The sequence below is a fragment of the Aeromonas sp. FL131 genome (assembly GCF_049860615.1).
GTDB classification, from domain to species: Bacteria; Pseudomonadota; Gammaproteobacteria; order Enterobacterales; family Aeromonadaceae; genus Aeromonas; species Aeromonas hydrophila.
The window spans coordinates 1,147,275-1,167,234 of the sequence record NZ_CP187595.1; the positions used below are offsets into that span (position 1 = coordinate 1,147,275).

The window sequence follows — 19,960 nt, forward strand, 5'->3', positions numbered from 1 at the left end:
AGGTGTCGGCCTTTTTGCATCCTGCTGGAGGGTTAGCTTAGGCGGGGAGGGCGACCCGGGCGGCCTGCCGCTCGCTGACATGAGTGAGGCCGTAGGCCAGCAGCACGATCAGCGCGCCGATCCAGGGGGTGTGCATCAACCCCAGGTGTTCCACCACCAGACCGCCGACGACGGAGCCGAGCGCAATGCCGACGTTGAAGGCGGCGATGTTGAGGCCCGATGCCACGTCCACCGCCCTGGGGGTGTGCTGCTCGGCCTGCTTCACTACCAGCACCTGCAGACCCGGCACGTTGCCAAAAGCAAAGGCGCCCCACACCAGCACGGTCAGCACCGCCAGCACCGGGTGCGGCGCGGTGAAGGTGAGCACCAGCAACACCAATGCGAGACCTGCAAACAGCAGCTTCAGCGCAGGCAGCGGGCCCATCTTGTCGGCCAGCTTGCCGCCCCAGATATTGCCGACGGCGACCGATACCCCGTACACCAGCAGAATGAGGCTCACCGCGCCGGCACTAAAGCCGCTCACCTGCTGCAGGATGGGGGCGAGGAAGGTAAAGGCGGTGAAGGCACCGCCGTAACCCAGCGCCGTCTTGGCGTAGACCAGCAGCAAGGGCTTTTTGGTGAGCACCGAGAGTTGCTCGCGGATGGTCGAAGCGGCCCCCTTGGGCAGGTTGCTCGGGATCAGCAGCAGGCTGCCCACCATGGCGACGAGGCCGAGCAGGCTCACTACCAGAAAGGTTTCACGCCAGCCAAAGACCTGACCAATCCAGGTGCCGAGCGGTACGCCGGTCACCAGCGCGATAGTGAGGCCGCTGAACATGATGGCGATGGCGCTCGCCGCTTTCTCCTTGGCCACCAAGCCGGTGGCGATGGTGCTACCCACCGAGAAGAAGACCCCGTGGGCCAGCCCGGTCAGGATACGGGCCACGATCAGGCTCTCGTAACCGGGTGCCTGCCAGGCCAGCAGGTTGCCGGCGGTGAAGAGCGCCATCAGCCCCACCAGCAGCCACTTGCGCGGCACCTTGCCGGTCAGTGCCGTCAGCACGGGGGCGCCGATGGCCACGCCAAGGGCATAGAGGCTGACCAGGAGGCCTGCGGAGGGGAGCGAGACATTCAGCTGCTCGGCGATGGTGGGGATAAGCCCCACGATCACGAATTCGGTGGTGCCGATCGCAAAGGCACTCAGGGTGAGGGCAAATAACGCCAGTGGCATAACAACTCCTTGGATAGGGACTCCCGACGGGAGAATGGCGCCAGTATGCCGAGGGCGTTTGTTGGTAAAAATGACGGTGACATCAAATTACTTTTGGCAAATCAGCAGCAATCATCGCGATGGCTCGGGTCTTATTGGACGGGGAATTGTGTGGGGGGCGCACAAAACCAAAAAAAGCGGGAGGCACAATGCCTCCCGCTAGGGGTTGGATAAATATCCCGGATCGTTATTGCCTCCCTTCTCCCCTGGCGGGAGAAGGGTCGGGGATGAGGGGGCAATCTGTATATGCAGCAAAACTAGCCTAGGGTAGCCTGCTATACCCTCACCCTAGCCCTCTCCCATGGGGAGAGGGAACAATCCGGTTGAACCTGCTTATTAGTCCCAATCCGGTGCAAAGTCCGGGTTGGCGCAGCGCTCCCCCCGCTCCAGGGTAGCGATGGCGGCCATCTCATCGCGACTGAGTTGCACCTTCAGCGCCGCCAGGTTGGCGGCCAGATTCTCCCGCTTGGTGGAGCTCGGGATCACCGTCATGCCCTGGGCCAGCAGCCAGGCCAGCGACACCTGGGCCGCCGAGACGCCGTGGCGCTTGCCGATCTCCATCAGCAGCGGCTCGGTGAGCACCTTGCCATAGGCGAGCGGCATATAGGCGGTGATGGCGATGCCGTGGGCCTGGCAGAATTCGACCACCTTGCGGTTTTGCAGCAGCGGGTGGATCTCCACCTGCTGGTGGGCGATGACGCCCGGCCCCAGAATATCGATGGCTTCTTTAAGCTGGGCCACGGTGAAGTTGGAGACCCCGATCTCGCGGGTCAGGCCCTGGGCTTTGGCCTCGACCAGCTGCTCCAGATAGACCGCCATCGGCACCTCATCCTTGGGGGAGGGCCAGTGAATAAGCGCCAGATCCAGATAGTCGGTGCCCAGTTTTTCCAGACTCACTTCCAGGCTCGGGATCAGCTTGCCCGGCCCGAACTCGCTGGTCCACACCTTGGTGGTCAGATAGATATCCTGGCGAGGTACGCCGCTCTCGCTCATCAGCTGGCCCACTTCGGCCTCGTTGGCGTAGATCTGGGCGGTGTCGATGTGGCGGTAGCCAAGCTCGAGCCCTTGCAGCAGGGAGCCACGCAGGGGTTGGCCGGTCAGGCGAAAGGTTCCAAGACCCAGGTTGGGCATCTTCATCATGTTATTCCTCAAATAGGTGGTAAAAGGGCGCTCAGCGGCGCGGAAAATCAGGCCTTCAGCGGCTGATAGCGGCGAATGGTACTGCCGGCAAACCAGGGCTCGGCCTTGGCGACAAAGTCGGTAAAGTGGGGCTGGCCCTGATGGGCTGTGAGGGCGGCATCGCTCTCCCACACCTCGTAGAGCATCCAGCTGTGGGGATTGTCCAAATCCTGATGCAGCTGGTAGCGCAGGCAGCCGGCCTCCTGCAAGGTGGCGGCGATCAGCGGCTCGAGGGCGGCACGAAACTGGGGGGCGAATTCGGGTTTGGCTTCAAGCTGGGCAATCACAATCACGGGGGATGACATCTGAACCTCCTCGTTAAGACGGGAGTCAGTATGCCCGCCGTCTATCGAGGGAAACAGAGCAACAGTCGCAAAACACTATTGAGACAAGAGCAGCAATGAATGGGCCGGGGCGAGGTGGCGATGAGGAAGTGAGTGAGGTAAAAGAAGCAGGGAGCGCCGGGGCGCCCCCTTGCCATCAGGCATTGGCCGGCTCGGACCAGACCGCAAATTCATTGCCGCTGGGCTCGACGAAGTGAAAGCGGCGGCCACCGGGAAAATCGAACAGGGGACGAACTATGGTGCCCCCGGCGCCGGCTACCTTGCTCTGGGTCGCTTCAATATCGGCGCTGTAGAACACCAGCAGGGCGCCACCTTGCGCGCTCTGGCTACAGAGATCGGCGCGATAGAAGCCGCCATCCAGCCCTTCCCCCTCGAAGGCGCAATAATCGGGGCCATAATCGGCAAATTGCCAGCCAAAAGCGGCCTGAAAGAAGGCCTTGGTAGCGGCAAGATCTCTGGCCGCAAACTCCACATAGTTCAGTTTTTCATGGGCTTTCATTCAGTTCATCTCCCTCATCATCAGCATCGGTGGGCTCAGCAAGTTGCTCCCACGGGGTCAGTTTAAGCTGCTTGCGCCGTAGCCAGAGCAAAGATGCCATGGTCAGGCCGAACAATCCTGCAAATAGCGCGATTTGGCGCAGGGCAAATAACGGTTCGGTTCCCATGGGTCGCCAGCTGAAAAACCACATCATCATGCCCCAGACAAGACCAAAGCTGATACCGAATGCCAGAGAGTTGGTTAGCCAGCCCTCATAGTGAGGCGGTTTGACGGGATAACCGAACCTGCGCAGCAGCCTGCACAGAGGGGGATTGTAGTTGGCATGCCATACCCCTTTGCTCTCCAGTTCCTGATGGGCGGCGGTCAGCCGCTCTTCAAATGTCATGGTATTCATCCTTGTGAAATGAGTGGTGCCATACGGTGCTTTTCTGGCTGCATTGTACTGACAAATCGCCAGTTTGATATGGGCTCGCGGTCACGTTCTTTTCCTGTATAGAAAAGAACTGACCTCACCGTACACTTGCCAGCTCACAGCAGTTACGCCTATAAAGGCCCATTACTCTTGTCTGGATTGCAGCAATGAAGACCCATTCTGATGAACTGACCCTGTTTGTGGCGGTGGTGGAGGCGGGCAGTTTTCGCCAGGCGGCGGAGAACCTCGGCATGGACAACTCGGTGGTGAGCCGCGGCATCAAGCGGCTGGAAGAGAAGCTCTCGACCGTGCTGCTCAACCGCACCACGAGGCGGGTCAGCCTGACCGAGGAGGGGAGCTGGTTCTATCAGCGGGCGGTGAAGATCCTGACCGAGATGAGCGAGGCGGAGGGGTTGCTGCTGATGCGCCGCGAGCAGCCTGAGGGGGTATTGCGGGTCGATGCTGCCACCCCCTTTATCCTGCACCGGCTGGTGCCCATCATCGGCGAGTTTCGCCGCCGCTACCCCGCCATCGAGCTGCAACTGCACAGCTCCGAGGGCTTTATCAACCTGATGGAGCGGCGGGTGGACATGGCCATTCGTATCGGCGAGCTGACCGACTCCTCCCTGCGGGCGCTGCCGCTGGGCCGTTCGCGGCTGCGGTTGCTGGCATCCCCCGACTATTTGCGTGAGCGCGGTACACCGCGCCAGCCGATGGATCTGCTGAGCGGGCACGAGCTGCTCGGTTTTTTGCACCCCGATCACCTCAACCACTGGCCGCTGCTGAGCCAGGAGCAGGGGGACCGCTTTCCCATCACCCCGACCCTGCGTGCCAGCAGCGGCGAAACCCTGCGCCAGCTGGCGCTGCGGGGGCAGGGGATCGTCTGTCTGTCGGATTTCATGACTGGGCAGGATCGGATGAGCGGCGCGCTGGTGGAGGTGCTGGCCCGCAGCAACAGTGGTGCCTCGCGCCCCATCAATGCGGTGTTCTACTCCGATGCCCAGCGTGACATCCGGCTGCGGGTCTGGCTCGATTTCCTCAAAGAGCAGCTCGGCAGCGAGATGCTCTAGTCCCCGCTCTCTGACCGGGCAGCCCGGCAGAAGGGGTCCGTCGTGCTTGGGGGTCTGCCTAGGGACGATAGGGGGCGTCATTATCGGGGCGGCGCTAAAAAAGAGAGGCCGACATTGCTGTCGGCCTCTCACGTTTTTCAGCTCAGAGCTGGGTCGGTTGCCCGATCACTCCTCTTCTGCCCAGCGGCGTGAACGTTCCACCGCCTTCTTCCAGCCGTTGTAGCGCTTGGCGCGATCGTCGCGGTCCATCTGCGGGATGAACTCGCGGTCCACGCTGAACTTGTCTTCCAGCTCTTCCGAGCTCTTCCAGAAGCCGACGGCAAGGCCAGCCAGGAAGGCGGCGCCCATGGCGGTGGTCTCGATCCGGGTCGGACGCACCACCGGGGTGTGCATCATGTCGGCCTGGAACTGCATCAGGAAGTCGTTGGCTACGGCGCCACCGTCTACCTTGAGGGCGGCCAGCTTGATGCCGGAGTCCTGCTGCATCGCATCCAGCACATCGCGGCTCTGATAGGCGATGGATTCCAGCGCGGCACGGATGATGTGGTTGCGGTTGGCGCCGCGGGTCAGGCCGACCATGGTGCCGCGAGCATACGGATCCCAGTAGGGAGCACCCAGACCGACGAAGGCCGGTACCAGGTAGACGCCGTTGGTGTCGCCCACCTTGGAGGCGAAGTAGTCGGTATCGCGGGCATCGTGAATGATCTTGAGCTCGTCACGCAGCCACTGGATGGTGGCGCCACCCATGAATACCGCACCCTCGAGGGCATAATTCACTTCCCCTTTCGGGCCGATGGCAACGGTGGTCAGCAGGCCGTTGCTGGAGCGAACCGGCTCGGTGCCGGTGTTCATCAGCATGAAGCAGCCGGTGCCGTAGGTGTTCTTGGCCATCCCTTTCTCGAAGCAGAGCTGGCCGAACAGGGCAGACTGCTGGTCACCGGCGATACCGGCGATGGGGATGCGGGAGCCGCCGCCACGGGTGGTGTAGCCATAGACCTCGGAGGAGGGTTTCACTTGTGGCAGCATGGACATGGGGATGCCCAGCTCGTCCAGCATCTTCTGATCCCACTTCAGGTCGCGGATGTTGTAGAGCATGGTACGGGAGGCGTTGGTCGGGTCGGTGACATGCACTTCGCCGTTGGTCATCTTCCACACCAGCCAGGTGTCGATGGTGCCGAACAGCAGTTCGCCGTTCATCGCCTTCTCGCGGGCCCCTTCGACGTTGTCGAGGATCCACTTCACCTTGGTGCCGGAGAAGTAGGCGTCCAGCACCAGACCGGTGTTTTCACGGACGTACTCTTCCAGGCCGCGCGCTTTCAGTTCTTCACAGATGGCCGCGGTGCGGCGGCACTGCCAGACGATGGCGTTGTAGATGGGTTTGCCGGTGGCTTTTTCCCATACCACTGTGGTTTCACGCTGGTTGGTGATGCCGATGGCGGCGATCTCTTCGCTGCGAAGGCCAGTCTTGGCCAGCACTTCGGTGAAGACGGAGGACTGGGTCGCCCAGATCTCCATCGGGTCGTGCTCCACCCAGCCCGCTTTCGGGTAGTGCTGGGTGAATTCGCGCTGGGAGGTACCGACTATGTTGGCGTCCTGGTCAAACACGATGGCACGGGAAGAGGTAGTACCCTGGTCCAGAGCGACGACATATTTCTTTTCAGCAGACATGATGTTCTCCACGTTTTTATTTTCCACGTTTTTACACGTTGGGGAGGGCCGCTCTTAGGCGGCGGCCTCTTCTTTGGCGGTTTGGGCAACTTGCTCGGTGGCGGCAACACGGTTGCCCGGCACACAGGGAGCCAACACTTTTACATAGAGGGCAGTACCGATCTGGGCACCGACGATGGGGCCAAGGATGGGAACCCAGAAGTAGGGGTTGTCACGACCACCGGTCATGGCCACGTCACCCCAGCCAGCCAGGAAGGCGAACAGTTTGGGGCCGAAATCACGGGCCGGGTTCATGGCGAAACCGGTTAACGGGCCAAGGGAGGCGCCGATCACCGCGATCAGGATACCGATCAGCAGGGCGGCGGCGAAGCCTTTGGGGGCGCCGTTGTTGTTGTCACCCAGTGCCATGATACCCAGCATCAGCACGGCGGTGATCACCATCTCGACCGCAAAGGCCTGCATGTTGGAGAGCAGGGCGTTCGGGTAGGTAGAGAAGATGCCGGCGCTGCCGAGGCTCTCGACGCTGCCGCGCACCACGTTGTGGGTCACTTCCCACTGGGTGAAAAGGTTACCATAGAGGAAGTAGACCAGCGCCGCGAAGCAGAAGGCGCCGGCAACCTGGGCGATGATGTAGGGCACCACTTTGCGCTTGTCGAACCCGCAGAAGGTCATCAGCGCCAGGGTCACGGCCGGGTTGAGGTGGGCACCGGAGATACCGCCGGTGACATAGATGGCGATGGCGACGCCCAGACCCCAGGTAATGGAAATTTCCCATTGCCCGAAGTTGGCTCCCGCCAGCACCAGTGCGGCCACGCAGCCGACGCCGAAAAATATCAGCAGGCCGGTTCCGATAAACTCGGCAATGCATTCGCCAAGCAGGGTATTGGGTCTTTGTATGCTCATACCGTTATTCCTTATATCCACCCAGAGTAGGTTTGATGTTCCGTTTTGTTGTTTTTCATTCCCATTATTGCGTCCGAAAACGTTTCTTCTTGTTTTTTGAGCTGACGCAAACGTTATGCTCGTTTGCGCTCGTTCTCGGACGAGAGAGAAAATAAACCTAAATCGCCCATTCACCACTCCCTCCCCGCAGGAAATGTGGACAAGATCCCACTCATTGCTAAGAAAATGTGACGGAAAGCAAGTTGATACAGTGGTTATACCACTTGGTGGGTAGCCAAAAGCCTTGCTACACAAGGGATTGCAGCTGATGAGTGATTGCTCATTTGACACTTTCTTTTGTAATAAAACTGCAATATTTCAGCCTCCATCACAGATTAAATGTTCACATATGAGCACAATGGGCTCGCTTTCGAATCAGGACTCATCTGATTGGTCAGCATGGACAGGGCACCCTCAACCGCCCACAACAACAATAAGGAAGCAGAACATGCTTAGTCTCTTCAGGCCTGCACCACACATAGACAGGCTCCCGGCCGACAAGGTCGACCCCTTCTACAAACGCATGCGTTGGCAGGTGTTTTTCGGGATCTTCTTCGGTTATGCCGGTTACTACCTGGTACGGAAAAACTTCAGTCTGGCGATGCCCTATCTGATCGAACAGGGCTTCTCCCGCGGCGATCTGGGTCTGGCGCTGTCCGGCGTCTCCATCGCCTACGGTCTCTCCAAGTTCCTGATGGGGAACGTGTCGGACCGCTCCAACGCCCGCTACTTCCTCTCCGCCGGTCTGCTGCTGTCGGCTGGCATCATGTTCATGATGGGGACCATGCACTGGGCCACCTCCAGCATCGCCATCATGTTCGTGCTGTTGTTCCTGAACGGCTGGGCACAGGGCATGGGCTGGCCGCCCTGCGGTCGCACCATGGTGCACTGGTGGTCACAGAAAGAGCGCGGCGAAGTGGTTGCGGTCTGGAACGTGGCCCACAACGTGGGTGGCGGCATGATAGGCCCGCTGTTCATTCTGGGGATGGGCTGGTTCAACGACTGGCGCAGTGCCTTCTATGTGCCGGCTGCTGCCGCTGCCGCCATCGCGGTGATCGCCTTCTTCGTGATGCGTGATACCCCGCAATCGGTCGGTCTGCCTCCCATCGAAGAGCACAAGAACGACTATCCGAAGGACTACAACGAAAGCCACGAGCAGGAGTTTTCCGCCAAGGAGATCTTCGTCAAGTACGTGCTGCACAACAAGCTGCTGTGGTACATCGCCATTGCCAACGCCTTCGTTTACCTCATTCGCTACGGTGTGCTGGACTGGGCGCCGACCTACCTGAAAGAGGCCAAGGATTTCAGCGTCGACAACTCCTCCTGGGCGTACTTCCTGTACGAGTGGGCGGGTATTCCGGGCACCCTGCTGTGCGGCTGGATCTCTGACAAGATGTTCCAGGGCCGCCGTGCGCCGGCCGGCATCCTGTTCATGGTGCTGGTGACCGTGGCCGTGCTGGTCTACTGGTTCAACCCGGCCGGCAACCCGACCGTCGACATGATGGCGCTGGTGGCCATCGGCTTCCTCATCTACGGCCCCGTCATGCTGATCGGCCTCTATGCCCTGGAGCTGGCGCCGAAGAAGGCCGCCGGTACTGCGGCAGGCTTCACCGGTCTGTTCGGTTATCTGGGTGGCGCGGTCGCGGCCAACGCCATGCTGGGCTACACCGTTGACCACTTCGGCTGGGATGGCGGCTTCATGGTGCTGACCGCTTCCTGCGTGCTCTCCATCATCCTGCTGGCGATGACCCTCAAGCACGAGAACCTGTCGATTGCCGCCAAAGCGGCTGCCCATAAGGCATAAAACGTGATCCTGCCCTTATCGATTGGAAAAGGGATCAGGTAAACTCCCCAAGGCCCCGCATCTGCCGGGGCCTTTTTTCGTCTCATCATCGGAGTTCAAGCGTGAAGCAAACCCAACGACATCTGGAGATCCTGGACGTCCTGACGCGGCAGGGCTTTGTCTCGACCGAGGATCTGGTGACCCACTTTGACGTCAGCCCCCAGACCATTCGCCGGGATCTCAACGATCTCGCCGAGCAGAACAAGATCCGGCGCCACCATGGCGGGGCCTCCCTGCATTCGAGTACCGTCAACACCGCCTACAGCGCCCGCAAGGTGATGCAGCTCAAGGAGAAAGAGCGTATCGCCCGTGAGGTGGCCGCCAATATTCCCGACGGCTCGTCGCTGTTCATCGACATCGGCACCACCACCGAAGCCATCGCCCGCGCCTTGCTCGATCACCGCGAGCTGCGCATCGTCACCAACAACCTCAACGTGGCCAGCATCCTCACCGCCAAGGATGACTTCACCGTCATCATCGCCGGCGGCGAAATTCGCAACCGGGACGGCGGCATCGTGGGCGAGGCGACCCGCGACTTCATCGGCCAGTTTCGCATGGACTACGGTGTCATCGGCATCTCGGGCATCGACAGCGACGGCTCATTGCTCGACTTCGACTACCACGAGGTGAAGATTGCCCAGGCCATCATCGCCCACTCCCGCCAGGTGTTCCTGGCCGCCGACCACACCAAGTTCGGTCGCAACGCCATGGTCAACCTCGGCAACCTCAGCCAGATCCACGCCCTGTTCACCGATCAGGAGCCGCCGGAGAAGCTGATGCGGCTGATGTCCCAGCATCAGATCGAGTGCCACATCTGCTGAGTCGCCGTTAACCCGTTCCAGCACCAGGCCGCCATCGGGCGGCCGCTTCGTTTTCAGCCTCTACGCACTTCTGCTTGCCTTCATTCCACCGCCAATGTCGTGCTGATGTCCCCAAAAGCGCGATCTCGCTCACAGCCTTGCCCCCGTTTTCCCCAGGCTGCGCCGCTTTATCACCGACCGGCAGCATTTTTAGCATTGCCAAAACAATCGCGATCACATTTTCTCCATAAAATGTTCGTTTATCATTTTTTCATGCTCTAATATGAGCGAAATCAAACATTGCGACGGTTTCGCAAGGTCAAAATAAGAAAGTAGGTGAACATGAGCGAACATTATGATCTGGTCGTCGTCGGCGGCGGCATCAACGGGGTAGGCATTGCGGCTGATGCAGCGGGGCGGGGTCTGAAGGTTGCCCTGTTCGAGGCGCGCGATCTCGCCTCTGCCACCTCTTCCAACTCCAGCAAGCTGATCCACGGCGGCCTGCGCTACCTCGAACATTACGAATTCCGGCTGGTGAAAGAGGCGCTGGCGGAGCGGGAGGTGCTGCTCGGCATGGCCCCCCATATCGCCCGTCCCATGCGTTTCCGGCTGCCCCATCGCCCGCACCTGCGCCCGGCCTGGATGATCCGCGCCGGCCTGTTCCTCTATGACAACCTGGCCAAGCGCGACAAGCTCAAGGGCAGCTGCGGCGTGCGCTTCCTGCCGCAGGACGGCCTCACTGCCGGTATCAGCAAGGGGTTCGAGTATTCGGACGCCTGGGTCGACGACGCCCGGCTGGTGGTGCTCAACGCCATGATGGCCCGCGACAAGGGCGCCGACGTGCAGACCCGCACCCGCTGCGTCAAGGCGGTGCGCGGCTCCAAACACTGGACCCTGACCCTGGAGCGGGAAGGGGGCGAGCAGTTCAACGTCACCTGCCGCGGTCTGGTCAATGCGGCCGGCCCCTGGGTCAAGACCTTCTATGACGAGAGCCTGCACGAGAAATCCCCGCGCGGCATTCGTCTCATCAAGGGCAGCCACATGATAGTGCCGCGCATCCATGAGCGCGAAGAGGCCTACATCCTGCAAAACGAGGACAACCGCATCGTCTTCGTCATCCCTTATCAGCAGGACTACTCGCTGATCGGCACCACGGACGTGGAGCACAAGGGCAGCCCGCGCGAAGCCAAGATCAGCGACGCCGAGATCAACTACCTGTGCAAGGTGGTCAACGCCCACTTCACCCGTCAGATCGCCCCCAAAGACGTGATCTGGACCTACGCCGGGGTGCGCCCGCTGTGCGATGACGAGTCCGACTCGCCGCAGGCGGTGACCCGCGACTACACCCTCGAACTGTCCGGTGAATCCGACGGCGCGCCGCTGCTGTCAGTGTTTGGTGGCAAGCTCACCACCTATCGCAAGCTGGCCCAGGCTGCCTGCAACAAGCTCAAGCCCTGGTTCAGCCAGATGGGGGATGACTGGACCGCCAACAGCCGGCTGCCCGGTGGCGAGTTCGACTGCTCGGTGCGCGAGCTGGCGCGCGCCTTTGCGTTGGAATTTGACTGGCTCGATGATCGCAGTGCCCTGCGCATTGCCGAGGCCTATGGCGCCCATGCCCGTCTCTGGCTGCATCAGGATCGTGGTCAGCACTTTGGTGCCGGACTGTACGAATCTGAGGTGCGCTACCTTATCGAGCGGGAGTGGGCCTGCAGCCTGGAAGACATTCTGTGGCGCCGCAGCAAGCTGGGGCTGCGCCTGTCCGAAGCCGAGCAGCAGCAACTGGCTGCCTGGCTCAGCGAATACCACCACGCCCTGCCCGAAGCCTGCTGATCACCCCCGGTGGGCGGCCCTGGCCGCCCGCCGTAAAAATGCAATAAACCTCTGTTATAACAATAACCTACATCCCATAAACAATAACAAAGAGCACCGCGCATGAAAAAACACACTCTCTCCCTGCTTGCCCTTGGTCTGGGGGCCGCCCTGGCATTGCCCGCACTGGCGGCCGATGAAGGCAAGATAGTGATCGCTCACCGGGGGGCCTCCGGCTACCTGCCCGAGCACACCCTGGAGTCCAAGGCATTGGCCTATGGCATGGGGGCCGACTATCTGGAGCAGGATCTGGTGATGACCAAGGATGACCAGCTGGTGGTGATGCACGATCACTTCCTCGATGGCATCACCGATGTGGCCGAGCGCTTCCCCGGCCGGGCCCGCCCGGATGGTCGCTACTACGTGGTGGATTTCACCCTGGACGAGGTGCGTTCCCTGCGCATGACCGAGCCGTTCCAGCTGGTGGACGGCAAGCAGGTGCCGGTCTATCCGGCCCGCTTCCCGCTGTGGAAGTCGAGCTTCAAGATCCACACCTTCCAGGAAGAGATCGAGATGATCCAGGGGCTCAACAAGAGCACCGGCAAGAACATCGGTATCTACCCGGAGATAAAGGCCCCCTGGCTGTTCCGCCACGAGGGCAAGGACATCTCCAAGGCGGTACTCAAGGTGCTGAAGGAGTACGGCTACACCAGCAAGAACGACAAGGTCTATCTGCAGTGTTTCGATACCAACGAGCTCAAGCGCATCAACAGTGAACTGATGCCTGCCATGGGCATGGACTTGAAGTTGGTGCAGCTGATGGCCGAGACCGACTGGAATGAGACCATGGTCTATGACGCCAAGGGCAAGGCGACCCCCTACAGCTATGACTGGATGTTCAAGCCGGGCGCCATGAAGGAGATCGCCGGCTATGCCGAGGGGATCGGCCCCTGGAAGCCGATGATAGTGCCGGAGCCGGGTACCTTGGGCAAACCGACCTTCACCGGCATGGTGAAAGAGGCCCACGCGGCCGGCCTCAAGGTGCATCCTTATACCTTCCGTCAGGATGAGGGCCAGATCCCGGCCTATGCGAAAGACTTCACCGACCTGCTCAACATCTTCCTCTATCAGGCCGATGTGGACGGGGTATTCAGCGACTTCCCAGACAAGGCGGGCGAGGTGATCAAGGCTCACGGCAAATAATAAAAGAAGAGAAACACGGGAATGCAAGCGGGGCCAGGTGCCCCGCTTTTTTATGTCGGTGGGCAAGGAAAGATAGAAGGGTTGTAATGATATGTTTACGATTTTGATGTGTGGCGCATGTGCGGATCGCTACTTTCTGGCCGAAAGGGTCTCTTTTGTGGTCATTTATCCATCTGTTAGCGAATAAATCCACTGGTTTCACTTGATTGTTTGTTTTTAATTGGTAAGGTGAGGGGGTCGCGTAACAAAGTACTGACTTGTGTAAACAAAAATGAACGGTCGGTGCGATTGGCTTGAAACAGTAGAGAGAATGAGAACATGCAAAGAGATCCCCTGAACAACATCCATATCCAGTCCGAACAAGTGATGATTACGCCTGCCCAGCTCAAGGAGAAACTGCCCATCTCCGATCGCGCGCTGGCATTCGTGCAAGGGGCCCGCAATACCATCGCCGACATCATCCACCGTCGCGATCACCGCTTGCTGGTGATCTGTGGTCCCTGCTCGATCCACGACATGGACGCCGCCAAAGAGTACGCAACCAGACTCAAAGCGCTGCATGACGCCTATCAGGACTCTCTCTACATTGTCATGCGGGTCTACTTTGAGAAGCCGCGCACCACGGTCGGCTGGAAGGGCTTTATCAACGATCCGAACCTGGACGGCACCTTCGACGTGGAGCTGGGGCTGCACCGCGCCCGCGAGCTGCTCTGCTGGCTGGCCGAGCTGGAGTTGCCGCTGGCGACCGAGGCGCTCGACCCCATCAGCCCGCAATACCTGGCGGAGCTCTTCTCCTGGTCGGCCATCGGTGCTCGCACCACTGAATCCCAGACCCACAGGGAGATGGCCTCCGGTCTCTCCATGCCGGTTGGCTTCAAGAACGGCACCGACGGCAACCTGGGCACCGCCATCAATGCGCTGCAGGCGGCCTCCAGCCCCCACGCCTTCATGGGGATCAACCAGCAGGGCCAGGTCGCGTTGCTGCAGACCCAGGGCAACCCGGATGGTCATGTGATCCTGCGCGGCGGCAAGCACCCGAACTACGACTCGGTCAATGTGTCGCTGGCGGAAGAGGCGCTGGAGAAGGCGGGTCTGCTGCCCGGTCTGGTGGTGGATTGCAGCCACGGCAATTCCAGCAAGGATCACCGCTTGCAGCCCAAGGTGGCGGACAACGTGATCCACCAGATCCAGGAAGGCAACCGCTCCATCATCGGGGTGATGCTCGAATCCAACCTGTTCGAAGGCAATCAGTCCAGCGAGCAGCCCAAGTGCGAGATGCGCTACGGCGTCTCCATCACCGATGCCTGCATCGATTGGGAGACCACGGACGCGCTGCTGGCCCGCTGCCACAGCCAGCTGGCGGCACCACTTTTGGCCAGAACCAAGGCATAAGCCGTGGTATCTTGTCAGCACTGATTGAACAATCGAGGTGTCACCGGCCGAGGCGGTGGCACCTCGTTGCCTCTTGAATCACAGGGCGTCGCTGCGGGCGGCGCCGCAGGGACCGGATATGGCTGAAGAGTTGAATGCCCTCAGGGACAAAATCGATGCGGTGGACAAGCAGCTGATTGATCTGCTGGCAGCCCGTCTCGCCCTGGTAGGGGAAGTGGGGGAAGTGAAGAGCCGGCACGGCCTGCCCATCTATGCACCGGATCGGGAGGCGAGCATGCTGGCCCGCCGCCGCGCCGAGGCCGAGGCACTGGGGGTGCCGGGAGATCTTATCGAAGACGTGCTGCGCCGGGTGATGCGCGAATCCTATATTCTGGAGTCCGCCAGCGACAAGGAGCACCACTTCAAGTGCATGAAGCCTGAGCTCGGCAAGGTGGTGATCATCGGTGGCGAGGGGCAGCTTGGCCGCCTGTTCGGCAACCTGTTCAGCCTCTCGGGCTACCGGGTCGAGACCCTGGGTCAGGCCGACTGGCCGCGCGCCGACGAGATCCTGCACGGGGCCGGGCTGGTGATGGTGGCGGTGCCCATTGACGTCACCTGCGAGGTGATCGACCGGCTCGGCAACCTGCCTGAGAACTGCCTGCTGGTGGACGTGACCAGCGTCAAGAGTGAACCGCTTGCCCATATGCTGGCGGTACACCAGGGGCCGGTGCTGGGGCTGCACCCCATGTTCGGACCGGATGTGGCGAGCCTCGCCAAGCAGGTGATCGTCTGCTGTCAGGGGCGCGACGGCGCCGCCAGCCAGTGGCTGCTGGAGCAGATGACCATCTGGGGCGCCCGCTTGCAGCAGGTGGAGGCCAAGGCTCACGACGAGGCGATGACCTTTATCCAGGCGCTGCGCCACTTTGCCACCTTTGCCTACGGCTGGCATCTCTCTCGCGAGCAGGCCAACATCGATCGCCTGCTGGCGTTGAGCTCCCCCATCTACCGGCTGGAGCTGGCCATGGTGGGACGGCTGTTCGCCCAGGATCCCCACCTCTACGCCGACATCATACTGTCGTCGCCGCAGAATCTGGCGATGATCCGCCGCTACTACCAGAACTTCGGCGAGGCGCTGGGCCTGCTGGAGCGGGGGGACCGGGAGGGTTTCATCGAGGCCTTCAGCCAGGTCTCCGGCTTCTTCGGCGAGCGGGCGGACGAATTCCTGCGCGAAAGCCGCACCCTGCTGGCGCAGGCCAACGATCGTCGTCATCACGGCTGAGAATAACTAAAAGCAAAAGGGGCCTGTCGGCCCCTTTTGCTTTTGCACTCCCGCTTGTGCGCTGCGGCGCTTTTATTCTGGCTGCGGCAAGCGCAGATCGGCGCCATCCCAGCCCAGCGGCAGGGTCAGCAACTGATCGATCAGCTCCCGCCGATCGGATTTTTCCAGATAGGCGAGGTAGAGCGGACGGCTCAAGGCTTGGGCACCTTCCACCAGGTGCAGGCGCCCCTGCTCGAGGAAGGGGCTCACCATGCGCCTTGGCAGATAGGCGGCGCCGCCGTTGGCCAGCACGAACTGCAGCGCCATGTTGGCGGAGCTTGAGTGCAGCACCGGGGTCTTTTGCAGGCTCTGCAGCCGGCTGGGCTGGGGTTCGAAGCTGGTGCCCCAATCCAGATGAATGTGTGGCATCTGCATCAGGCTGTCGGCGTTGGCGGCGGCATCCCGGCTCACCAGTTCGAACACCAGCTCGCCGATGGGGTGCAGGGCAATCTCGTCGATCTTGGTCGGCTCGGAGAGCAGGGCGAGATCGAGGGAGCGCTCCAGCAGCTGGCGGCACAGGTGCTCGCGGGAGGCGGTTTCGAGCCGCACCGCGAGGCCAGGGGCCAGGGCATAGACATGGTTGAGCCAGTCGTTGAAGTCGAGCTCCCAGAACACCGCGGGAGCGCCGATGGCGAGCTGCTGGCTGAAACCGGGGGAGAGGGCCACATCCTGCTTGGCGCGGCCCAGGGTATGCAAGATGGCGTCTGCGTAGGGCAGCAGACGCTCACCGGAGGCGGTCAGGCGGATGTTGTTGCGATGACGGGCAAACAGACTGACCCCGAGTTGCTGTTCGAGCTGGCGGATCCGAAAGCTCACCGCCGACTGGGTCAGGTAGAGATTTTCAGCTGCCCGGCCGAAGTGCCGGGTCTTGCTGACCTCGATAAACGTCCGAAGCAGTTCGGTATCCATTAATCGATGGACTCGTCGCTGCCACCACCGCTGCCACCTTCAAAGCCGCCACCACCGGTCTCCTCGTTGGCACCGCCGGCGACGGTGCACAGCCGGTGCACGCGCTTGGGACCGATCACCTTCAGATACTTGAACCACACCTTGGCGTGGGGGTTGCTGCCGGCGGCGCCGGATTTGACCTGTTCGATAAAGGCGCTTTCTACGTCATCGCGCGGGGCCAGGTTGCCCTGATAGAGTGCGAGCATGGCGGTGCCGTATTTTTCCAGACTGTCCGCTTCGGCCACAGTGAATTCGCCACTGCGACGCAGGCCACGGGGAAAATGTTTGAAGTCGTTGAAACGCTTGTCTGATTCGAAGCTCATAGTGCTCTTTTTCTGGTTAGTTTGACCTTTGCGGGCAAGTATCATCAGGCCGTCGCAGAGTGCAAAATCAATTTTTTCACTATATGGATAAATATCTTTAATCGAAAGCGGTTTAGCCATGATCCAGTGGGTCTGAGCCGGGGGAAAGGGCAAAAAAGTGAGAAAAAAAGCGGAGTTATGTCAGGTTCTGTAAAGGTTGGAGGCTCTGGTCAGACGACATTCGGCTAAAAATAAAGCGCCATTCGGCGCTCTATTTTGTTGTATTCATGAACCAAAGCGGGAGGTTTGGTCTCGATGGAGACTCACTCTATCATGGCTGGCTGAGCCAGTGTGTCGGCACGCCACAGACGGTAGCGCACTTCATACTCCTGCGGTACGTAGAGCACGAACGGCAGCTTGGAGTTGTAGTTCACGAAGAAGCCCTGACCGTAGATCTGGACGAAGGTCTCTTTCTTCTGGCCATCCGGGCAGGCCATCAGGGTGCTGATGGGATCGGACACCTTGCCGAGCATCAGGTAGTTGTAGCCCCAGCCTTTGACGCTGTGCTGTTCCAGGTTGCCGGCAAAACGCGGCACATTGCAATCGACCATCATTTTCTTGCCGACCTGCAGCTCGACCATCATGTCGGCTTCGTTCTCGACTTCCGGCAGGCGGATCACCACACGTTCCTGGTTCACTTCGGCGGCCGGGAACATGCTGATATCAAATTTTTTCGGTTCGGCGGCGAAGGCATGGCCGCCTAGCAACAAGGCGCCCAGCAGGCTAAAACGCAATACGGTTTTCATCTGTACCTCATGGGGTTGGTTCAACGCCGCTAGACTAACCGCTCTGCCCGTTTCATGCCAGCGATCTGCTACGTAAAAACTGCGTAAAATGACGCAGATCCGGCACACAATGACGTGTTCTGGCTATTTTCTGACAGGACGAAAGAGAGGCTAAGCGACAGGCCGGGTGCCAAACATGGGTGGCCAGCCGGGATCCTGTGCTCATCGGGATCCCCTGGCCACCCGGCTTCATCAGCGCACCAGCAACACCTGCTTGGCCCAGGCGCCGGGCGCTCGCATGCCGACGGCGCCGCTAGTGATATCCAGATAGGCGACCCCCTTGCTGGCCGGTACCGGGGTGGAGGACCAGAGGTAGACGTAACCGTCGTTCACCTCTTTTCCTTCGCCGGCCATGGCGCGGGGGAAGATGGTTTCGTTGAGCGCCGGCTTGTAGCAGGCGGACTCCAGCACGCTGGCCAGCTCCTTGATGGTGGGCAGCCGCCAGCCGCCGTGGCCGCCGAAGTTGTAGAGGGCATGGCTCGGCTCGGTGCGGATCCGCTCGGCGGTCAGCAGGGCCTGCTGCCAGTAAAGCCGAGTCGGTTCGCCGCTGCAGCTCTGGTTGCGCCAGGTCTGGCCGAGTTGGCAGCGCATCCAGGTCAGGCCGGTGGATCGATCCGTGACGGTGCCGTTGCCGCGATCGATGAAGCGGGCGGTGGGGCTGGTTCTGGGCATGTTGTCATCACAGATGGCGGTGGCCAGGGCGAGGGGGCTGCCAAGGGTCAGCAGCAGGGTCAACATCAAGCGGTTCATCGGGTTACCTCCGCCACCAGTCGCAATTGCAGACCGTTGGCATCATCGCTGTTTTGAACTGTGGTGGCGTAGTCGGTGCCGGCATCATCGCCAAGGAAGATGTGTGCAATGGCGCTGATGGGGGCGCTCTCCAGCCGGCGCGAGGGGGTCAGGGTCTGGCTCCAGTAGTAGCCGCTGAAATCCTTGCTGGTGGTGCCGACATCGGGGAAGTAGCGCACGTCCATGCTCACCGGCTGGCCGTCCTGGCGGGCGAGGGAGCCGTAGTGCTGCAGGCTCATCAGCTCGCGCGAGTGGGGCATGCGCCAGCTGGCGATGCCGCACAACTGCTGGGCGTTGAGCCACTGGCGGTACTGCTCCGTGGTGCAGATGGCCTCGCCCTCGGGGCAGGCGTAGTCACGTTCCTCCTGGGTGGGGTGATAGTCGCCGAGTTCCCAGGCGAAGGTGCGGTGCAGGTCGCGCGGGCTGGCGGGATCATCGAGCTTCTTCTCCCAAACCAGGCCGGTATTGAGATCCTCCACGCACTGCCAGACGGGGGCGTCATCGGCCAGCGGCCGACCCTGGCCGTCGAGCTTGCGATAGCGCAGCGGCGCCTTGTTGAGGCTGGCTTCCTGACCCGGGTGATCGGCGGGCTCCTGGGTGAGCAGGTAGTCGACCCCGTCCGTGTAGGTGGTGACGCCACTGCCGGTGATCAGTGGATGGGAGTGCTGTTGCAGCAGCCTGGCGCTGACGCGCTCCTGCTGGCTGGCCAGCTCGCCGTGCAGGGCAAAGTGGCTGGCCAGCTCGGGCAGCAGGCTGCCGATGGCCGGCCACACCAGCATATGCAGGGTGGCGGTCGAGAAGCCCTCCTGCGCCTGTAGATCGGTCTCGACGACCGCCTGCAGCAACTGACCCAGCGCCAGGTTGAAGTCGCTCAGCCGGGAGAGGGCGGCCAGATCCTGGCCCGGTTGCAGCGGTGCCAGCGCGCTCAGCAGCTGGTCGAGGGCCTGCCTCGGGGGCTGCCCCTCGGCGATGCGGTATTGTAGCAGGGTGCTGAGCGGGCTGGGGGTGAGGTGCTGGCCGTCGAGCCGGGCGGCGGGGTGCAGCAGCACGGGGGCGGCCGGGTTGCTTGGCAAGAACAGCAAGGTACTGGTCAACAGCGCCGGGGCGCTGCCGCTCAACCGATGAGTACCGGCCGCGCCGCTGACACTGGGTTCCCCCGCATCACAAGATGCATTCTGGTTGAGGTTGACGCAGAGGGTGCCGGCTTCGGGCAGGGTCACGGTCAGGCTGTAGTCGGGGACCGCCAGCGGCGCCTCGTCCGAGCCGCCACCGCCACAGGCGGTGAGCAGGGGGGCCAGCAGGCAGGCCAGGCGGGAGTAATGTGGTGTCATCTCTTGTCCTTGGGCAAGGGGGCCTTGGCCCCCTCTTC

20 protein-coding genes are annotated in these 19,960 nt (G+C 61.3%); 7 read left to right on the forward strand and 13 right to left on the reverse strand.

Annotated elements, in window-relative coordinates; genetic code table 11:
* Positions 1 to 37: 37 nt before the first annotated feature.
* From ACPW75_RS05540 to ACPW75_RS05560, 5 genes are all read right to left on the reverse strand, one after another.
* Positions 38 to 1,210 carry an MFS transporter gene (locus ACPW75_RS05540; protein ID WP_065478163.1) on the reverse strand — a complete coding sequence of 391 codons (1,173 nt, stop codon included), beginning with the start codon at positions 1,208 to 1,210 and terminating at the stop codon, positions 38 to 40.
* A 375-nt stretch (positions 1,211 to 1,585) separates the two neighbouring features.
* The gene (dkgB, locus tag ACPW75_RS05545; RefSeq protein ID WP_077097453.1) at positions 1,586 to 2,389 is read right to left on the reverse strand and encodes a 2,5-didehydrogluconate reductase DkgB; all 804 of its coding nucleotides are present in this window, start codon (positions 2,387 to 2,389) and stop codon (positions 1,586 to 1,588) included.
* A 47-nt stretch (positions 2,390 to 2,436) separates the two neighbouring features.
* Positions 2,437 to 2,733, reverse strand: a complete 297-nt coding sequence (locus ACPW75_RS05550; RefSeq protein ID WP_077097452.1) for a putative quinol monooxygenase — start codon at positions 2,731 to 2,733, stop codon at positions 2,437 to 2,439.
* 175 nt (positions 2,734 to 2,908) lie between these two features.
* A complete protein-coding gene (locus tag ACPW75_RS05555; RefSeq protein ID WP_029303385.1) occupies positions 2,909 to 3,271 on the reverse strand; it encodes a VOC family protein in 363 nt (120 codons plus the stop codon).
* A complete protein-coding gene (locus ACPW75_RS05560; RefSeq protein ID WP_077097450.1) occupies positions 3,258 to 3,656 on the reverse strand; it encodes a DUF6404 family protein in 399 nt (132 codons plus the stop codon). The genes ACPW75_RS05555 and ACPW75_RS05560 overlap by 14 nt, the downstream gene beginning before the upstream one ends.
* 194 nt (positions 3,657 to 3,850) lie before the next feature.
* Here ACPW75_RS05560 and ACPW75_RS05565 point away from each other — a divergent pair, with 194 nt between their 5' ends.
* A complete protein-coding gene (locus ACPW75_RS05565; protein WP_029303383.1) occupies positions 3,851 to 4,753 on the forward strand; it encodes a LysR substrate-binding domain-containing protein in 903 nt (300 codons plus the stop codon).
* A 165-nt stretch (positions 4,754 to 4,918) separates the two neighbouring features.
* Here the strand turns inward: ACPW75_RS05565 and glpK are convergent, their stop codons facing one another.
* Positions 4,919 to 6,421: a glycerol kinase GlpK gene (glpK, locus tag ACPW75_RS05570; RefSeq protein WP_017409920.1), complete on the reverse strand. Its 1,503-nt coding sequence runs from the start codon at positions 6,419 to 6,421 to the stop codon at positions 4,919 to 4,921.
* A 54-nt stretch (positions 6,422 to 6,475) separates the two neighbouring features.
* Positions 6,476 to 7,324, reverse strand: coding sequence for an MIP/aquaporin family protein (locus tag ACPW75_RS05575; RefSeq protein ID WP_077097448.1), 849 nt, complete (start codon positions 7,322 to 7,324; stop codon positions 6,476 to 6,478).
* Positions 7,325 to 7,811: 487 nt separating this feature from the next.
* On the opposite strand from ACPW75_RS05575, the gene glpT reads away from it, so the two are divergent.
* Both glpT and ACPW75_RS05585 read left to right on the forward strand, forming a co-directional pair.
* A complete protein-coding gene (gene glpT / locus ACPW75_RS05580) occupies positions 7,812 to 9,167 on the forward strand; it encodes a glycerol-3-phosphate transporter (RefSeq protein ID WP_029301313.1) in 1,356 nt (451 codons plus the stop codon).
* 101 nt (positions 9,168 to 9,268) lie between these two features.
* Positions 9,269 to 10,027 (forward strand): DeoR/GlpR family transcriptional regulator, encoded by a 759-nt coding sequence (locus ACPW75_RS05585; RefSeq protein WP_011705542.1) that lies wholly within the window; start codon positions 9,269 to 9,271, stop codon positions 10,025 to 10,027.
* Between the two features lie 7 nt (positions 10,028 to 10,034).
* Here the strand turns inward: ACPW75_RS05585 and ACPW75_RS05590 are convergent, their stop codons facing one another.
* The gene (locus tag ACPW75_RS05590) at positions 10,035 to 10,244 is read right to left on the reverse strand and encodes a hypothetical protein (RefSeq protein ID WP_081304644.1); all 210 of its coding nucleotides are present in this window, start codon (positions 10,242 to 10,244) and stop codon (positions 10,035 to 10,037) included.
* Between the two features lie 104 nt (positions 10,245 to 10,348).
* Here ACPW75_RS05590 and glpD point away from each other — a divergent pair, with 104 nt between their 5' ends.
* The 4 genes from glpD to tyrA all read left to right on the forward strand — a co-directional run bounded on the left by glpD (position 10,349) and on the right by tyrA (position 15,668).
* Positions 10,349 to 11,836 carry a glycerol-3-phosphate dehydrogenase gene (gene glpD / locus ACPW75_RS05595; protein ID WP_077097444.1) on the forward strand — a complete coding sequence of 496 codons (1,488 nt, stop codon included), beginning with the start codon at positions 10,349 to 10,351 and terminating at the stop codon, positions 11,834 to 11,836.
* A gap of 102 nt (positions 11,837 to 11,938) precedes the next feature.
* Positions 11,939 to 13,018, forward strand: a complete 1,080-nt coding sequence (gene glpQ, locus ACPW75_RS05600) for a glycerophosphodiester phosphodiesterase (protein ID WP_077097442.1) — start codon at positions 11,939 to 11,941, stop codon at positions 13,016 to 13,018.
* A 318-nt stretch (positions 13,019 to 13,336) separates the two neighbouring features.
* Positions 13,337 to 14,410: a 3-deoxy-7-phosphoheptulonate synthase gene (locus ACPW75_RS05605; RefSeq protein ID WP_011705545.1), complete on the forward strand. Its 1,074-nt coding sequence runs from the start codon at positions 13,337 to 13,339 to the stop codon at positions 14,408 to 14,410.
* Positions 14,411 to 14,528: 118 nt separating this feature from the next.
* A complete protein-coding gene (tyrA, locus tag ACPW75_RS05610; RefSeq protein WP_077097440.1) occupies positions 14,529 to 15,668 on the forward strand; it encodes a bifunctional chorismate mutase/prephenate dehydrogenase in 1,140 nt (379 codons plus the stop codon).
* Positions 15,669 to 15,740: 72 nt separating this feature from the next.
* Here the strand turns inward: tyrA and hdfR are convergent, their stop codons facing one another.
* The 5 genes from hdfR to ACPW75_RS05635 all read right to left on the reverse strand — a co-directional run bounded on the left by hdfR (position 15,741) and on the right by ACPW75_RS05635 (position 19,922).
* Positions 15,741 to 16,616, reverse strand: coding sequence for an HTH-type transcriptional regulator HdfR (gene hdfR / locus ACPW75_RS05615; protein ID WP_016350308.1), 876 nt, complete (start codon positions 16,614 to 16,616; stop codon positions 15,741 to 15,743).
* Positions 16,616 to 16,978 carry a DUF413 domain-containing protein gene (maoP, locus tag ACPW75_RS05620; RefSeq protein ID WP_016350309.1) on the reverse strand — a complete coding sequence of 121 codons (363 nt, stop codon included), beginning with the start codon at positions 16,976 to 16,978 and terminating at the stop codon, positions 16,616 to 16,618. Before maoP ends, hdfR begins: the two co-directional genes overlap by 1 nt.
* A 302-nt stretch (positions 16,979 to 17,280) precedes the next feature.
* Entirely contained in the window at positions 17,281 to 17,763 is a 483-nt protein-coding gene (gene eco, locus ACPW75_RS05625; protein ID WP_005299572.1) for a serine protease inhibitor ecotin, read from the reverse strand.
* Between the two features lie 231 nt (positions 17,764 to 17,994).
* A complete protein-coding gene (locus ACPW75_RS05630) occupies positions 17,995 to 18,552 on the reverse strand; it encodes a DUF1566 domain-containing protein (RefSeq protein WP_017409924.1) in 558 nt (185 codons plus the stop codon).
* Complete coding sequence (locus ACPW75_RS05635; protein ID WP_264098107.1) at positions 18,549 to 19,922, reverse strand: DUF1566 domain-containing protein; 1,374 nt, start codon at positions 19,920 to 19,922, stop codon at positions 18,549 to 18,551. Before ACPW75_RS05635 ends, ACPW75_RS05630 begins: the two co-directional genes overlap by 4 nt.
* Positions 19,923 to 19,960: the final 38 nt, after the last annotated feature.

What these genes read in the sequence shown, in the direction of transcription:
- maoP (WP_016350309.1), bottom strand. Translation starts at nt 16,978, where the DNA reads ATGAGCTTCGAATCAGACAAGCGTTTCAACGACTTCAAACATTTTCCC.
- tyrA (WP_077097440.1), top strand. Translation starts at nt 14,529, where the DNA reads ATGGCTGAAGAGTTGAATGCCCTCAGGGACAAAATCGATGCGGTGGAC.
- ACPW75_RS05630 (WP_017409924.1), bottom strand. Translation starts at nt 18,552, where the DNA reads ATGAACCGCTTGATGTTGACCCTGCTGCTGACCCTTGGCAGCCCCCTC.
- ACPW75_RS05635 (WP_264098107.1), bottom strand. Translation starts at nt 19,922, where the DNA reads ATGACACCACATTACTCCCGCCTGGCCTGCCTGCTGGCCCCCCTGCTC.
- ACPW75_RS05560 (WP_077097450.1), bottom strand. Translation starts at nt 3,656, where the DNA reads ATGACATTTGAAGAGCGGCTGACCGCCGCCCATCAGGAACTGGAGAGC.
- glpK (WP_017409920.1), bottom strand. Translation starts at nt 6,421, where the DNA reads ATGTCTGCTGAAAAGAAATATGTCGTCGCTCTGGACCAGGGTACTACC.
- ACPW75_RS05565 (WP_029303383.1), top strand. Translation starts at nt 3,851, where the DNA reads ATGAAGACCCATTCTGATGAACTGACCCTGTTTGTGGCGGTGGTGGAG.
- eco (WP_005299572.1), bottom strand. Translation starts at nt 17,763, where the DNA reads ATGAAAACCGTATTGCGTTTTAGCCTGCTGGGCGCCTTGTTGCTAGGC.
- dkgB (WP_077097453.1), bottom strand. Translation starts at nt 2,389, where the DNA reads ATGATGAAGATGCCCAACCTGGGTCTTGGAACCTTTCGCCTGACCGGC.
- glpT (WP_029301313.1), top strand. Translation starts at nt 7,812, where the DNA reads ATGCTTAGTCTCTTCAGGCCTGCACCACACATAGACAGGCTCCCGGCC.
- ACPW75_RS05575 (WP_077097448.1), bottom strand. Translation starts at nt 7,324, where the DNA reads ATGAGCATACAAAGACCCAATACCCTGCTTGGCGAATGCATTGCCGAG.
- glpD (WP_077097444.1), top strand. Translation starts at nt 10,349, where the DNA reads ATGAGCGAACATTATGATCTGGTCGTCGTCGGCGGCGGCATCAACGGG.
- ACPW75_RS05550 (WP_077097452.1), bottom strand. Translation starts at nt 2,733, where the DNA reads ATGTCATCCCCCGTGATTGTGATTGCCCAGCTTGAAGCCAAACCCGAA.
- hdfR (WP_016350308.1), bottom strand. Translation starts at nt 16,616, where the DNA reads ATGGATACCGAACTGCTTCGGACGTTTATCGAGGTCAGCAAGACCCGG.
- ACPW75_RS05555 (WP_029303385.1), bottom strand. Translation starts at nt 3,271, where the DNA reads ATGAAAGCCCATGAAAAACTGAACTATGTGGAGTTTGCGGCCAGAGAT.
- ACPW75_RS05605 (WP_011705545.1), top strand. Translation starts at nt 13,337, where the DNA reads ATGCAAAGAGATCCCCTGAACAACATCCATATCCAGTCCGAACAAGTG.
- ACPW75_RS05540 (WP_065478163.1), bottom strand. Translation starts at nt 1,210, where the DNA reads ATGCCACTGGCGTTATTTGCCCTCACCCTGAGTGCCTTTGCGATCGGC.
- glpQ (WP_077097442.1), top strand. Translation starts at nt 11,939, where the DNA reads ATGAAAAAACACACTCTCTCCCTGCTTGCCCTTGGTCTGGGGGCCGCC.